The organism is Domibacillus iocasae, assembly GCF_001750285.1.
Classification (GTDB): domain Bacteria; phylum Bacillota; class Bacilli; order Bacillales; family Domibacillaceae; genus Domibacillus; species Domibacillus iocasae.
The window spans coordinates 12,692-26,774 of the sequence record NZ_MAMP01000020.1 but is presented as its reverse complement, the minus strand read 5'-3'; the positions used below and the strand labels follow the sequence as shown (position 1 = coordinate 26,774).

The following is a 14,083-nucleotide window of genomic DNA, read 5'->3' as shown; positions in this document are numbered from 1 at the left end:
GTTTTAATTTTTTTTATTAAGGGAAAAGCTTCAACATCTGAAAAGGAAAACCGGCCTGACAAGCCGAATACTAGATATTACTGGGATAAAGAAAGGATGAGTATTCAATGGGTAAAAGTAAATTTTTCGTAAGTGTGGCAGCAGGTGCTGCTGTTGGGGGTATAATCGCGCTTCTGGACCGCGGAACACGCCAGGAAATGTCTTCCTGGGCAAGTTATATAATGGCGCTTGCAAAAGATCCAGAGCAGTTAACAGAGTCATCGCGTGAACTGATCGACCGGGCAACTGAAACAGCACAGAAAATTAATGAAGATGTTTCATTTATTAAAGGAAAAGTAGATGACTTAAAAGAATTGACGCCGGAAGTAAAAGACCTTGTCCAAGAAACAAAATCAACTTTTGTGCCGCAAGAACAAAATCCAGCAGCTTCATCGGCAAGTGCACAATATCCGTCGTCATAACGGAGGAGAAGATTTTTGGGAGAACCTACAGATAAAAAAGCAGAATTTCGTATTTTCTTTAAACACCTGCTTCGAAGAGTGAAAGCTTCAGATGTACCGGGTATAGCGGCACAAATGGCTTACTTTTTTCTACTTGCTTTATTCCCGCTGATGATTTTTATGGTCACATTGCTCGGGTACTTGCCGATTGATCCAAATGAAGTGTTTAACATCATTAAAACCTTTGCGCCGGCGGATTCGTTAAGCCTTGTACAGGATACGTTGTTTGAAGTCACATCCAATCAAAATGGAGGCTTATTATCAGTAGGTATTCTGGGGACAATCTGGTCAGCGTCTAATGCGATGAATGCAGTGATCAAGGGATTAAATTATGCGTACGATGTAAAAGAAACAAGAGCGTTTTACGTAGCGCGCGGACTATCGATTTTATTAACATTCGCTTTTATTTTTATTATTGCCGTTATGCTTATTCTTCAAGTATTCGGTGAGCAGATTGGCAGATTTGCTTTTGAATTTCTGGGCATGGGTGACCAGTTTTTAATCGTCTGGACATGGATTCGCTTCCTGCTGCCGCCGGTTGTTTTATTTCTTGTGTTTGTGGGCTTATATTATTTGGCCCCAAATTTAAAAGTAAAATACGTAACGGTTTTGCCAGGGGCACTTTTTGCGACGATCGGATGGATTATTGTCTCACTCGGCTTTTCATTTTATGTGAATAACTTCGGTAATTATTCTGCGACGTATGGAAGTATTGGGGGCGTAATCATCTTAATGATCTGGCTCTACTTATCGGCGATGATTATTTTAATCGGTGGGGAAGTAAATGCACTCCGGAACGATCAGAAACGCGGTACAAACTAATAAAAACCCGCTTGAGAAATTTTATTCTCAAGCGGGTTTTCTTATGCGTTTTTCAAAAGACGCAGGCCATTTAAAATAACAAGAATCGTGCTTCCTTCGTGTCCAAGTACGCCAAACGGCAAATCAAGCAATTGGAAAAAATTTGAGATAATCAGCAGAACGATAACCGAAAGGGAAAAAATGATATTTTGTTTTACAATCCGCTGCATTTTGCGAGACAGTTTAATTGCTTCGGCAATTTTCGGTAAATCATTTTTCATTAACACAATATCTGCTGTTTCAAGCGCGACATCTGAGCCTTCGCCCATCGCAATCCCGACTGAAGCGGTAGCAAGAGCCGGGGCATCGTTAATGCCGTCACCGACCATTGCGACTGTCCCATACTTTTGAAGCAAACCTTTCACATGGTCGACTTTGTGTTCTGGCAGGCATTCGGCAACATAGGAGCCAAGCGCGGTTTCAGAAGCAATCGCCTTCGCGGTTTTTTCACTGTCACCGGTCAGCATAATGGTGAAAATCCCTTCATCCTGCAGGGTTTTTAAGGCTTGCTTCGTTTCTTCACGAATAATATCTTGAAGGGCAATAACAGCTGCGATTCCTGCTTGATCAGCCACATAGATGGTCGTTTTTCCTTCTTCCGCAAATTGGACAGCGGCATCATCTGCAAATATGGCGGCTTCTTCTTTGCCGACAAAAGAGGCTTTGCCGATTTTCCACTCTTTCGTTCCAATTGTTCCCTTTACACCCCATCCGGCTGCATCTTCAAGTTGATCAGGTGGCGAAAATGAGATTTTTTCCTGCTGTACATATCGAACGACTGCATGTGCTAATGGATGATTTGACCTGCTTTCTATGGACGCGGCCGCCCGGAGCAATTCCACGCGGCTCAAGCCATCTCGAATAATTATATCTGTCACTTCAGGCTTCCCGCGTGTTAACGTTCCTGTTTTATCAAACGCGATCGCTTTCACATGACTTAAATTCTCAAGATGAGCACCGCCTTTAAACAAAATGCCATTGCGGGCACCTTGTGAAATGGCGGATAATGTCGCAGGCATAATAGATGCCACAAGTGCACAGGGGGAAGCCACAACGAGAAGCACCATTGCGCGGTAAAACGTTTCTGTCCAGCTCCAGCCAAGCAGGAAATGCGGCAAAAACATCATTAATGCAACAACAGCAAGGACAACCTTTACATACATTCCTTCAAACCGTTCAATAAATTGCTGAGATGGAGATTTTTCACTTTGTGCGGATTGAACGAGATCAATAATTTTTTGGAAAAGAGTTTCATTCGCTTTTTTTGTTACTTTAATATAAACTGACCCCGTCATATTGACGGTACCGGCAAAAACATCGGCGCCATCCTTTTTTGAAACAGGAATGGATTCTCCTGTAATTGCTGCTTCATCAATTGTTGTATACCCTTTTGAAATGAGGCCGTCAGCCGGAACCCGCTCACCAGGTTTTACGATAATGATGTCACCCCGTGTTAACTCAGAAACATGAACATGCTCTTCAATGCCGTCACGAACGAGCAGGGCTGTATCGGGCTGAAGATCCATCAGCGCGGAAATTTCCCGTTGGCTTTTATTCATCGTGTATGTTTCAAGTGCGCCGCTTACGGCAAAAATAAAAATTAAAATAGCGCCTTCTGTCCAATAACCGATTGCGGCTGATCCGGCCGCCGCTAAAATCATCAGCATCTCGACATTTAATTCTTTCTCTTCAATCGTTGCTTCAATGCCTTCTTTCGCTTTTGCATATCCGCCAATTGTAAATGCGGATAAATAAGCAATCACAGAAGCTGTATCCGCGTCATTTCGATCCAGCAGCCACCCGGCTAAAATAAGGACACCGCTAAACAGTGCGGCAATTAATTCAACATGAGAAATGAATTTTTGAATAAAGCTGTCGCGGGGCATTGAATTCTCATTATACGTAGTCATTATCATATCCTCCTTTTCTAATTGAGAATGATGATCATGCTATTGATGATGATTATCATTATTGAAGCCTTTAATGAAAAAGGTTTTTCAATTAGAATGAAATAATTTTTAATTTATAATAATTATAATTTAAATTCATCATACCATACTGAAAGAAAGATGCAAGTGTCTTTTATTGGCTTGATAAAGGTGATTCGATACAATAGGGAGTATAAAAAATTAAAAGGAGAGATAAAAATGGAATTTAAAATGAAAGAAGGCGGATTTACAGCCCATTTTCCATACGGGGAACTGCACATTTCTGGAGATGATACATATGGGTTCCGGCCGTATCAGCTTCTTGTGTCATCGGTTGCGGTCTGCAGCGGCGGTGTGCTGCGCAAAATATTTGCGAAACAGCGGATTGACATTGATGATATTACGATTCAAACCGATGTTGTCCGGAATCCAAACGAGGCAGATCGTGTCGAAAAAATACACGTGCATTTTATTATTAAAGGGGCAGGTTTAAAAGAAGAAAAAGTGCGCAAAGCGCTCGAATTAACGAGAAAAAATTGTTCCATGGTGCAATCGGTTATTCCGGCCATAGAAATAGAAGAAACATTTGAGTTAAAATAATTCGATTTGTAGTGTTAAATAAAGTAAATAGTGGGTATGATGACTAAGTACTAAGCTGTTTACTTTGATTTAATGGAGAGTGGAATTATGGGAAAAGTGTTTGCGATTATGATTGCAGCGGGTGTTCCGCTGACGATTGCAGGGTCACTTTTGCACTGGCCGAGTGTGGTCATGTTTGTGATTTGCAGTGCAACGGTCATTGCGCTGTCAAGCTACATGGGAAGAGCGACAGAAAGTCTGGCGATTGTAGTTGGACCACGAGTCGGCGGATTGTTAAATGCGACGTTTGGAAACGCTGTTGAACTTATTATTTCTATTTTTGCGTTAAAAGCGGGACTGGTTGGTGTTGTGCTGGCATCCTTAACTGGTTCAGTTCTTGGAAACTTGCTGCTCGTTGCAGGCCTTTCATTTTTTATGGGTGGATTGAAATTCAAGCGGCAGACATTCAGTGTGCACGATGCGCGCCACAACTCAGCACTGCTTATTTTCGCCGTTGTTGTGGGGTTTGTCATTCCGGAAATTTTTTCAATGTCAATGACGGAAGCGAAAACGTTGAACCTGAGTATCGGCATTTCAATTGTTATGATCGCAATTTACCTTGCAGGCTTGTTTTTCAAGCTTGTGACACATCGTGGTGTATATGCTTCTGAAGGAAATGAAACACATCATGAAGAAGTGCCAGAATGGGGCAAGAACAAAGCGATTCTTATCTTGCTGGCAGCTACTGCAGCTGTGGCGTATGTGGCAGAAAGCCTTGTTCATACATTTGAAGCAGTCGGCGAGCAGTTTGGCTGGTCTGAGCTTTTTATCGGGGTTATCATTGTCGCTATTGTCGGAAATGCCGCTGAACATGCTTCTGCTATTTTAATGGCGATGAAAAATAAGATGGACATTGCGGTTGAAATTGCGATTGGCTCTACATTGCAGGTTGCAATGTTTGTTGCGCCAGTGCTCGTGTTGATTTCTCTTTTGTTCCCAACACCAATGCCGCTTGTCTTTACGATACCGGAGCTTGTATCAATGATTACGGCCGTATTTCTCGCCATCAGCATTTCCAATGACGGGGAGACGAACTGGTTTGAAGGGTTGACACTTCTCGCTGCATACTTCATCATGGGCATTGGGTTTTACTTGTTATAACGGAAGAAGGGAAGCGTTGAATTGAAACCGATTCAAGATAAAGAAAAGCAGGTCGTATATTTAAAAGAGCGATTGAATATTTTTATGGAAGTATTGGATTCGATTGATCCGGAAGAAGCAGAAGTAGAAGACATTGACCGCTTAATCGAGATGATCGATGATATTGAATTAAAATGTGAACAATTCCGCAGCCGCGGTTAATTCGGAAAGCTTAAACTGTATACGTGCAGCTTAAGCTTTTCTTTGTTTATAAAAAACAACTGAAACCGTTTGCGATTTTATCTTTTAAACGATTTCGGACAGGCGTATAATGAACTTGTTAAATACATAAGAAAAATCCTGAGGGGGAAATGCTCAATGAATTTGGAAACATTTCAGCAAAGTATGTACACATTGATTGTCGAAACATCAACGAACCTTCCAAAAGACGTCCGCCGGGCAGTCAAAAAAGCAAAAGAGCGTGAAAATGCAGGTACACGGGCAGCGATGAGCCTTGATACTATCACAACAAACATTAAAATGGCGGATGATAATATTTCACCGATCTGCCAGGATACGGGTATGCCGACATTTAAAATTAAAACACCGGTCGGGGTAAACCAAATACAGATTCAAAAAGCGATTTACGCCGCGATTGAGCAGGCAACAAAAGACGGAAAGCTTCGCCCTAATTCCGTTGACTCCCTTGATGGTTCAAACAGCGGCAACAACCTCGGTCCAGGGACGCCAGTCATTAAATTTGAACAGTGGGAAGAAGATTATATCGATGCGCGTCTTATTTTAAAAGGCGGCGGCTGTGAAAATAAAAATATTCAATACAGCCTTCCGTGCGAACTTGAAGGCATCGGGAAAGCCGGCCGCGATTTAGACGGTATTCGTAAATGCATTATGCATTCCGTTTATCAGGCTCAGGGACAAGGCTGCTCTGCCGGATTTATCGGTGTTGGCATCGGCGGCGACCGCTCGTCCGGGTATGATTTAGCGAAAGCGCAGCTGTTCCGCGGTGTGGACGATGTAAATGAAAATGAAGACTTACGCAATCTGGAAGAATATGTGATGGAGTACGCGAACGAGCTTGGAATCGGCACAATGGGCTTTGGCGGCGAAACAACACTGCTTGGCTGCAAAATCGGCGTCATGAACCGTCTGCCGGCAAGCTTCTTCGTGTCTGTTGCCTATAATTGCTGGGCGTACCGCCGTTTAGGTGTCTCGGTCAATACTGAAACAGGTGAAATTGGCGAATGGTTTTACCAGGACGGAGAAGAAGTATCATTTGATACGGCTCAGCAGGAAGAGCAGGAAGTCAAATCAGAAAGCCGGGTGGTCACACTTCAGGCGCCAATTACAGAAGAACAAATCCGTGAGCTTAAAGTCGGAGATGTCGTTCAAATTAACGGCATGATGTATACCGGCCGTGACGCAATTCACAAGCATTTAAGCACAGCGGACAGTGCACCTGTCGACCTGGACGGACAAGTGATTTACCACTGCGGCCCGGTTATGCTGAAAGACGAAGCCGGCCAGTGGCATGTAAAAGCAGCCGGTCCGACGACGTCTATTCGCGAGGAGCCATATCAAGGCGATATTATGAAGCGGTTTGGCATCCGTGCAGTAATCGGTAAAGGCGGTATGGGGCCAAAAACATTGCAGGCACTTGGTGAACACGGCGGTGTTTATTTAAATGCCATCGGCGGCGCGGCGCAATATTATGCAGACTGCATCAAAGGCGTTGAAGGAGTAGACTTAATGCAATTTGGTATTCCTGAAGCGATGTGGCATTTACGTGTAGAAGGCTTTACCGCTGTTGTGACAATGGATTCACATGGAAACAGCCTTCATGAAGAAGTTGACAAATCATCACTTCAAAAATTGGCGAAATTTAAAGAACCTGTTTTTGCGTAAAAAGAAATCCGGTCTTGTACCGGGTTTTTTTGTTTTGAAATATGTTTCCACGGATGAAGAAACTTTATTCAGCGCATCTTAATCGTAAAAGGTGGTGCTGAAATGAAACAGTTTATTTTGTTTGTTATTTTCCTTTTTATGCTGCCGGTTATTGCGGTATCATCAGAAGCCGTTCATTGGGGATTTCAAAAAGGGTCAGACGGACAACAGGCGGAAGCGGGCGGCCAGCTGGATGAAATGCTAAAGGAGTACGATTCATTTTATAAAGGGAGTCCGAAGAAAAAAGTCGTGTATTTGACATTCGACAATGGATATGAAAACGGCCATACAAAAACGATTTTAGATACACTAAAAAAAGAAAAAGTACCGGCCGCTTTTTTTGTGACCGGCCATTATGTGGAGAGTGCGCCTGAATTATTGAAGCGAATGGTAAAAGAAGGGCATATTATCGGCAACCATTCCTGGCACCATTACGATTTAACAACCGTACCGGGCAGCACAGTGGTTGAGGAGTTTAAGCTGGTGGAAAAACAAGTGGCCAAAGTAACCGGCCAGAAAAAAACAAAGTATGTCCGGCCACCGCGCGGTATTTTTTCGGAAAATGTATTAAAGACCGCCCAAAAGGCGGGATACACACACGCTATGTGGTCTCTTGCCTACGTAGACTGGTACGCGGATAAGCCAAAAGGAAAACAATATGCATACGATGAGATCATGGAACAAATTCACCCGGGGGCCGTTATTATGCTTCACAGCGTTTCAAAAGATAATGCGGAAGCACTGCCTGATGTAATTCGTGATTTGAAAAAGAAGGGATATAAATTTAAATCTCTTGACCACCTTGCCGGGGCTTAATGCCTGGCTTCTTTTGATTGGCAAGGTTGTATGATACAGTAAAGCTTGAGGTGACGTAAATGAAGAATGGAATAGAAATGAAACCGGGGCAGACGTTCCCGCTTACGATAAAAAGAATTGGCATTAATGGAGAGGGAGTCGGCTATTTCAAGCGAAAAGCAGTATTTGTGCCCGGAGCTCTTCCAGGAGAAGAAATTACCGCGGAAGCCGTAAAAGTAATGCCGAAATTTGCAGAAGCTGTAATTAAGAAGCTGCGCAAACCATCGCCGAACCGTATAGATCCACCATGTCCCATCTACGAAGAATGTGGCGGGTGCCAGCTGCAGCATCTCAACTACGAAGGGCAGCTGGTCGAAAAAAAGGGTTTAATCGTCCAAGCGCTTGAGCGCTATACCTCTTTTAATATTGAAAAGCTGCCGATTCATGAAACCATTGGCATGGAGGATCCATGGCGCTACCGGAATAAAGCACAGTTTCAAACAGAGATGCGAAAAGGAAAAATGATTTCTGGATTGTATAGTTCAAATTCAAATCAACTTGTCAATATTGAGGAATGCATTGTACAGCACCATGCTGTTGATGAAACAATTCACCAGTGCAAAAAAATAATGAACAAGCTGTCCATTCCGGTGTACAGTTCGAAAAATAAGCAGGGTGTGAAAACCATTGTTGTTCGATATGGATTCCAAACAGGTGACGTGCAGGCTGTGATCGTCACAGGAGATAAAACATTCCCAAAAGCGGCACAATTTGCCGAACAGCTAATGGCGCAAAAGCCGCAAGTGAAATCAGTAGTCCATAATGTGAATCCTGGAAATACTCATTTGGTAATGGGGGATATATCCAAAACAATTGGTGGCAGTGACACGATCTCAGAAAAGTTAGGTGAGTTTGAATATGAATTGTCGGCTCGCGCCTTTTTTCAATTAAATCCAATTCAAACGAAAAAGCTGTATGACGAAGTAAAAAAAGCAGCGAATGTGAAGCCGACGGATAAAGTGGCCGACGCTTACTGCGGGTCAGGAACAATCGGGCTTTGGATCGGCAAAAATGCAGCCGAAGTACGCGGAATGGACACGATTGCCGCATCTATTAAAGACGCCCGTGCCAATGCGGAAAAATACGGCGTCAATGCGACCTATGAAGTGGGGCCTGCCGAAAAATGGCTGCCAATCTGGAAAGAAAAAGACTGGGTGCCGGATGTACTCGTCACCGATCCGCCGCGCACCGGACTTGACCGGAAGCTGATTCAAACGATTAAGCAGATCAAACCGGCCACATTTGTGTACGTTTCCTGTAATCCATCGACTCTTGCAAAGGACTTAACCGACCTTGCAGCCGTATACAAAATCGACAGCATTCAGCCTGTGGACATGTTTCCGCAAACGGCACAGGTTGAAGCAGTAGTTGTGTTAAAGAGAAAATTGTGACTACTAAATAAACCCTTGCTTTATTAAGCAAACTCGAAGCAAATTCTGAATGAAGTTATGCATAAGGTGTGGGAGAAGGAAAGAGAAAACGGCTGAGAGTCCGCTCTGGGAGAAGATACAGTGAATTAAATTAGGGAAAATAGGAAGGATAAACAACAGTCTGGTCTTTTCTTCTCTTATTGAAAAGAATGGGTCATATATGTCTATCGATACTCTGTGATTTATTAAAAACCAACGGGCGCAGCCGCCAGCCTGCAGCCTATTACACTGCTTTTTAAAAAAGGATCCTTTCATGATAGGAAGCGGAGAAAGCAAGAAGTTTAATTCAATTTATATATTTATTCTTTGATAAGGCGTGAATATACAAGAAATGGAATTTATATTTGGTTATATAGTCCCATAAATGTGTAATTAAAGTATTGAGAGAAAGAAGGCTCACCATTGACGGTGAGTCTTTTTTCTCATATATTGATAATATAAATAAAAAGCAATACTCAATACGAAATGGCAAACTTGTTGAAAGGCAGGGACGCAAAGCTAAGGGCCTAAGGAACTTGATTCTATGGCTGCCAGGCCGCCGAAAATGAGGAGAAGGTCGAAACATTTCTTATTTGAAGTGTTTTTGTTTATTTTTGTGTAACGGTCATTTTATGCAAAAAGTCTCCTCCTATTTGCCATTTATGGATGAGTAATAAAAAATAGGGGAGAAATTTTAATGAAATTAGTGGTTAAAAATACATTCATGATCAGCCTGCTAATTGCCATTTCTATGATGAGCATTTCAGCGTTCGGCTATGTAAAAGCGAAGGAATTTTTGTATGAGAAATTTCAGGAGCAGGCATATAATCAGCTGGAATCGGTGAAAGCGAATATCAATATTTGGACAGAAGGAAAGCAGGAAACAATGCAGTATATTGCAGAAGCTGATGCGCTGAAAGCAGATGATACGACGAAAGCTGCTGCTCTGGGAACGAGACTTGCCGAGCGCATGGAAAATCCAGATGCGTTTGGTTTCATGGATGCTGAAGGATTTCTGCACTTAGGTGATGCACAAATCCCGGTGAGTGACTATGAGCATTTTATCGGCGGCAGGAAGGGAGAAACGAACGCATATAATCCTGTTCCGTCTGCATCGCCGGGGGTAAATGAAGCACCGATTGTGTTGGCTTCATCGCCAGTATATGACGATAATGGAGAAATTGTCGGCGTCGCTTCCGGTGGATACCCGATTGAAACATTGATTAACATCATTTCCAGTGTGACACTAGGCGAAAGCGGATATGTCACGGTTTTCACGAATGATGGCACGATCGTTGCAGGACAAAACAAAGAAGACACATTGAATAAAAAAATAGCAGATTATCAAAATGAGGACTTAAATCAGGTTGTAAAAGAAAGCATGAATGGAAAAACAGGCGTTGTAGAAACGAATTTTAATGGTGAAGACAACCTTATTTTTTACAGCAAAGCTGATGAAGTTGACTGGGGTGTTATGATTTCTGTTCCAGTCAGTGAAGCTTTTGCCGATGCTAATTCTTTGCTGAACTACTTTATCATCATCACAATTATTTTTATTGTGGGAAGTGCCCTCATTAGCTATTTGCTGAATAACCGGTCTTTGAAACCGATCACAGATATCAATAATAAAATTGCGGAATTGGCGAATGAAGAAGGCGATTTAACGCAAAGGCTTCGGATTAAGCGAAAGGATGAAATTGGACAGCTTGCAGGCAATGTCAACGCACTGCTGGACAGCTTGCAGGTGTTAATTAAAGGTATTCTTCAAAAAGGAGAAGTAGTGTCAAAAAGTACGTCCGACTTATCCGAAAGCGCCGAAGAGATCGTACAGCTGTCCAATGGCGTCACACAAAATGTTCAAAGCGCAGCCGCCCTATCAACAGAGCAGGAAAAAGGTAATACCAAAAACCTGGCATCCATTACCGAAATAACTGAAATGGTTGATGAGATGAAAGATCATTCTTCAGTAGTATCAGAGAAAACAAAGTCCGCTTATCAGGAAGTAGAAGCTGTGAATCAAGAAATTCAGACCTTGATCGAGCAAATGTCGTCCATACAAGCATCCATCCGCAATTCTGCTGACACAGTGAAAAAACTAGGCAGCCGCTCATCGGAAATCGGTAATATCGTGGATTTGATCACGGGGATTACAGAACAAACGAATTTACTTGCGCTTAATGCGTCGATCGAAGCAGCAAGAGCTGGAGAACATGGAAGGGGCTTCGCGGTAGTAGCGGAAGAGGTTCGAAAGCTGGCGGAGCAGTCGTCTTTATCTGCCAGACAAATTTCTGAACTTGTAGGTAAAATTTTAACAGAAACCTCGAATGCTGTTACTGGCATAGAAGCGGGAACAAGTCAGTTTGGAACGGGAATGGAAACATTAAAAACGGTAAACGAAAAATTGCAAAATGTGTATCGTTCAACGGCAGAATCATCCGATGAAGCATTGAGTATTTTTAAAGAAATGGATAATCTTCTTTTAAATGTAAGAAGCGTCGAGCTCGTTATTTCTGACAACTCAAGAAAGTCGGCAGAATCGTCTGCGTATATTCTTGAAGTAGCCTCGTCTTCTGAAGATCAGCTGCTGTCAATTCAGGATATTACTGAATCTATAGAGAAAACAGCTCAATTTGCTGAAGAATTAAAAGACTTATTGAACCGGTTTAAAATTTGAACTTCGTAAGGCGCCATTCGGGATGAATGGCGCCTTACACTTATTTTTGGGATGAATACAAGTCCTCGATCGCTCCCCGCACAAGCGGAAATTGAAACTGAAATTCATTTTTCAAAAGCTTATCTGGCAATACCTTTTGCCCGTCCAGGACAACCGTACTCATTTCCCCGAGCGCAAGCTTTAATACGGGTTCCGGAACAAACAGCCAGTGCGGGCGCCTGAGCACTTTGGCGAGTGTTTTGCCGAGGTCGTTCATTCGGACCGGAGCAGGCGCAGTGACGTTAACCGGTCCTTCGATTGAATCGTTTTCAGCTGCGAATCGGATTGCCCTTGCAACGTCTTTTACATGAACCCACGACATCCATTGCCGGCCGGAACCGATTTTACCGCCAGCACCAAATTTGTATGGCATTGCCATACGCGGCAGTGCGCCATCTTTTTCACCTAAAATAACTCCAAAGCGGGCCAGCGCGGTACGGATGCCAGCTTTATCAGCCTGAATGGCTTCTTCCTCCCACACATTCACGACATGGCTTAAAAACCCACTGCCTGCAACACGAGATGATTCTATAAATGTCTCGGCTTCAGAGGTTGGGTAAATGCCAATCGCGCTTGCATTGATGAGAACCTTTGGCTTTTGCTCCAATGCGTTCATAATTCGAATGATCTCACGTGTTGCCGTCACCCGGCTGTCCAAGATTCGTTTTTTTCGTTCTTCCGTCCATCGTCCGCTGTTGATCGATTCGCCTGCCAAATTAATAAAAATGTCCACGCCGGCGAGTTCTGCTTCCGGTTTTGCACCTGGCGTGAGCCATTTTACGTAATGCAGGTGGTCTTCCTCTTTCTTATTTTCCATGTTTCGCGTTAAAATATAAACATCGTATCTGTGGCGAACGAGTTCACTTGTCAGTTCTTTTCCGACGAAGCCGGTGCCCCCGGCGATGACAGCTTTCATAATGAAGACCTCCCGATTCTTTATAATTGTTATTTTACCTGTTTAGAGTGTAAACAAACTATTCGAATGTGCTGAGGAGCGTGAGTAATGGGTGTTATTACAAAAATAACGGTTCAGCAAAAACGGGTGGACCGCTATAATATAGAAATTGACGGCGAATATGCGTTCAGTGCCGACGAAGCCGTGCTGATCGAATTTAATTTAAAAAAAGGCCAAACAATCACTGAAGAGGAACGCTCTGAAATTGGAGTGCGCGACAATGTTCAGCGTGGCATCAATACCGCCATCAACTTTTTATCTGTCCGCATGAGATCTGAAAAAGAAGTGCGCAATTACTTGAAAAAGAAAGAAATTGAACTGGAAGCGCAAGACGAAATTATGGAACGGCTTGGGTCAATGGGTTATTTAAATGATGAGCAATTTGCGGACGCGTATATTAAGACGCAAATCCAGACGACGGAAAAAGGACCGGCTGTTATTTTGCGTGAGCTGAAGGAAAAAGGAATTGACGATTATACAGCCGCTTCCCTAATCGAGCAGTTTACAGAAGAAGAGCAAATCGAAAAAGCGGCCGATTTATTCCAAAAGCAGCTGAAAAAGTATAAGCGGGATTCTGCATTTTTGCAGCAAAAAAAAGCGGAGCAGCACGTTTTAACGAAAGGCTACTCTGCGGCCGTCATGAAAAAAGCAGCAATTAAAGCTGAACCGGACGCGGAAGCGGAAATGGAAGCGCTCATGCATCAAGCAGAAAAAGCGCACCGCCGCTATCAATCGTTTGAAAAGCGGGAATATCGCCAAAAAATGAAAGCGGCACTTTACCGAAAAGGCTTTGATTTGTCAGACATTGACCGGGCAATTGACCGGCTGTCAGAAGAATAAGAAGGGAAGAGATAAATGTGAAACAAGAAAAACGGTACAGTGAAATGGAAGAAATTGAATTAAAACAGGAAATTGCACAGCTACGGGAAAAAGCCCGTAAAGCGGAACAACTCGGTATCGTGAATGAATTTGCGGTGTATGAGCGTCGCGTGTCGATGGCGCAGGCCTATTTAATGAATCCCGATGATTTTAAGCCTGGGAAAATGTATGAACTGAAGACAGATCCAGGACAATATTTTAAAGTAGACTATTTAAATGGGGTGTTTGCCTGGGGTTATCGTTTAAATGGGGATGGAAAAGAAGAAGGTATTCCCATTTCATTATTAAATAAAGGAGTGTAA

At 43.0% G+C, this 14,083-nt stretch carries 13 protein-coding genes and 1 riboswitch; of the genes, 11 read left to right on the top strand and 2 right to left on the bottom strand.

Annotated elements, in window-relative coordinates; genetic code table 11:
* Positions 1 to 107: 107 nt before the first annotated feature.
* Complete coding sequence (locus BA724_RS07070) at positions 108 to 461, top strand: YtxH domain-containing protein (protein WP_069937965.1); 354 nt, start codon at positions 108 to 110, stop codon at positions 459 to 461.
* Positions 462 to 476: 15 nt separating this feature from the next.
* Positions 477 to 1,322, top strand: a complete 846-nt coding sequence (locus BA724_RS07065; protein WP_083256127.1) for a YihY/virulence factor BrkB family protein — start codon at positions 477 to 479, stop codon at positions 1,320 to 1,322.
* A 41-nt stretch (positions 1,323 to 1,363) separates the two neighbouring features.
* Here BA724_RS07065 and BA724_RS07060 read toward each other — a convergent pair whose 3' ends face one another.
* Positions 1,364 to 3,271 (bottom strand): heavy metal translocating P-type ATPase, encoded by a 1,908-nt coding sequence (locus BA724_RS07060; RefSeq protein WP_141719892.1) that lies wholly within the window; start codon positions 3,269 to 3,271, stop codon positions 1,364 to 1,366.
* A 237-nt stretch (positions 3,272 to 3,508) separates the two neighbouring features.
* Between BA724_RS07060 and BA724_RS07055 the strand changes: the two genes are divergently transcribed.
* From BA724_RS07055 to BA724_RS07025, 7 genes are all read left to right on the top strand, one after another.
* Positions 3,509 to 3,889 carry an OsmC family protein gene (locus BA724_RS07055; protein ID WP_069937963.1) on the top strand — a complete coding sequence of 127 codons (381 nt, stop codon included), beginning with the start codon at positions 3,509 to 3,511 and terminating at the stop codon, positions 3,887 to 3,889.
* A gap of 87 nt (positions 3,890 to 3,976) precedes the next feature.
* The gene (cax, locus tag BA724_RS07050) at positions 3,977 to 5,029 is read left to right on the top strand and encodes a calcium/proton exchanger (RefSeq protein ID WP_069937962.1); all 1,053 of its coding nucleotides are present in this window, start codon (positions 3,977 to 3,979) and stop codon (positions 5,027 to 5,029) included.
* Positions 5,030 to 5,050: 21 nt separating this feature from the next.
* Complete coding sequence (locus BA724_RS07045) at positions 5,051 to 5,230, top strand: SE1561 family protein (protein ID WP_069937961.1); 180 nt, start codon at positions 5,051 to 5,053, stop codon at positions 5,228 to 5,230.
* A 156-nt stretch (positions 5,231 to 5,386) separates the two neighbouring features.
* On the top strand, positions 5,387 to 6,931 hold the full coding sequence (locus tag BA724_RS07040) for a fumarate hydratase (RefSeq protein ID WP_069937960.1): 1,545 nt from the start codon (positions 5,387 to 5,389) through the stop codon (positions 6,929 to 6,931).
* 102 nt (positions 6,932 to 7,033) lie between these two features.
* Positions 7,034 to 7,786: a delta-lactam-biosynthetic de-N-acetylase gene (gene pdaA, locus BA724_RS07035; protein WP_069937959.1), complete on the top strand. Its 753-nt coding sequence runs from the start codon at positions 7,034 to 7,036 to the stop codon at positions 7,784 to 7,786.
* A gap of 59 nt (positions 7,787 to 7,845) precedes the next feature.
* On the top strand, positions 7,846 to 9,216 hold the full coding sequence (gene rlmD / locus BA724_RS07030; RefSeq protein ID WP_069937958.1) for a 23S rRNA (uracil(1939)-C(5))-methyltransferase RlmD: 1,371 nt from the start codon (positions 7,846 to 7,848) through the stop codon (positions 9,214 to 9,216).
* Between the two features lie 496 nt (positions 9,217 to 9,712).
* A riboswitch (cyclic di-GMP riboswitch) is annotated at positions 9,713 to 9,798 on the top strand.
* A gap of 133 nt (positions 9,799 to 9,931) precedes the next feature.
* On the top strand, positions 9,932 to 11,908 hold the full coding sequence (locus BA724_RS07025; protein ID WP_069937957.1) for a methyl-accepting chemotaxis protein: 1,977 nt from the start codon (positions 9,932 to 9,934) through the stop codon (positions 11,906 to 11,908).
* A gap of 40 nt (positions 11,909 to 11,948) precedes the next feature.
* Here BA724_RS07025 and BA724_RS07020 read toward each other — a convergent pair whose 3' ends face one another.
* Positions 11,949 to 12,863, bottom strand: a complete 915-nt coding sequence (locus tag BA724_RS07020) for a TIGR01777 family oxidoreductase (protein ID WP_069937956.1) — start codon at positions 12,861 to 12,863, stop codon at positions 11,949 to 11,951.
* 87 nt (positions 12,864 to 12,950) lie between these two features.
* On the opposite strand from BA724_RS07020, the gene recX reads away from it, so the two are divergent.
* Positions 12,951 to 13,742 carry a recombination regulator RecX gene (gene recX / locus BA724_RS07015; RefSeq protein ID WP_069937955.1) on the top strand — a complete coding sequence of 264 codons (792 nt, stop codon included), beginning with the start codon at positions 12,951 to 12,953 and terminating at the stop codon, positions 13,740 to 13,742.
* A 17-nt stretch (positions 13,743 to 13,759) separates the two neighbouring features.
* Entirely contained in the window at positions 13,760 to 14,083 is a 324-nt protein-coding gene (locus BA724_RS07010; protein ID WP_069937954.1) for a YfhH family protein, read from the top strand.